Raw genomic sequence first — 1089 nt, forward strand, 5'->3', positions numbered from 1 at the left:
ACATTGCTATTGGTGTTAAGCGTGGATGCATCATCATAAAGTAACCATTCCAACGCCCCCAAACCTTGCACAGTCACGCTTTGTGTCGAGATCTCTTCCACTGTCCAAACTTTATCGGCTTTAGTCAGCGCCGACATTTTACGCCCGGTGGTATTTTTTTTATCGGGCCAGAATTGTACGTTCCAGCTTTGCTCCAGCGCGGTCGCGGGGCCACGTTCCTGTCCTTGAAGCGCCATCCAAGCCAGCATGGTGCTGTGCCACTGTTGTTGTACTGGTTCCACGTCATTTTTCGGCGCCGAACAAAAATCAGCAAAGCTCTGCTCTAACTGCGAAGCTTGGCTTAAAAATGACTGTGCGGCATGAAACTCCACTTCGTAAACAGCTTGAGAAATATGGCTAGTTTGCTCTGGTTGTTCATCCGACGAGCCCGTTGTCGATTGGCAACCAACTAAGCTTAGCGTCGCAACAACAGCGCTCACTAATGTTGTTTTCTTCATGGTTGCATCCTTACAGAGAGTTCAGAAACGCGATCAATGCGTCACGTTCTTTTTGGTTCAGCGATAACACGTTTTGTTTCGCTTGTTCCGCTTCACCACCATGCCAAAGCACCGCTTCCATCAAGTTACGAGCTCGACCATCATGTAAGAAATACGTGTGACCGTTCACTTCTTCCGTGTAACCAATCCCCCAAAGTGGTGGCGTACGCCATTCACGGCCATTGGCAAGATATTCAGGTCGATGATCAGCAAGGCCCTCTCCCATGTCATGCAACAGCAGATCGGTATACGGGTGGATAAGTTGCTCTGAAAGCGCAGGCCGGTCTGCTCGTTTTGTCGTTTTTACACTGGTTTTATGGCAGCTTTCGCACCCCGAAGCGGCAAAGATCTTTTGGCCAAGCTGAACATCAGGATCATTCACATTTCGACGAATCGGCACGGCTAAGTGTTGGCTGTAAAACTCTACGAAGTCGAGTATGTTTTGGCTTACTTCTGGCTTGCCGCCATTTGGCAACTCCTCACAAAGGGATTGCTTCGCCGTGCAATTTTCATTCGGAAACAAGTGACTTGTTAGACCAACATCACCATTAAA

The 1089-nt window shown here is 48.6% G+C and carries 2 protein-coding genes; both read right to left on the bottom strand.

From position 1 onward, the window contains the following. On the bottom strand, positions 1–497 hold a 497-nt coding region (locus R7127_RS26810; RefSeq protein ID WP_318148751.1), incomplete at its 3' end, for an imelysin family protein. 10 nt (positions 498–507) lie between these two features. Next, positions 508–1089: di-heme oxidoredictase family protein (locus R7127_RS26815; RefSeq protein WP_318148752.1), on the bottom strand; the 582-nt coding region annotated here is incomplete at its 5' end.

The sequence above is a fragment of the Vibrio sp. 1159 genome (assembly GCF_033340395.1).
GTDB classification, from domain to species: domain Bacteria; phylum Pseudomonadota; class Gammaproteobacteria; order Enterobacterales; family Vibrionaceae; genus Vibrio; species Vibrio alginolyticus.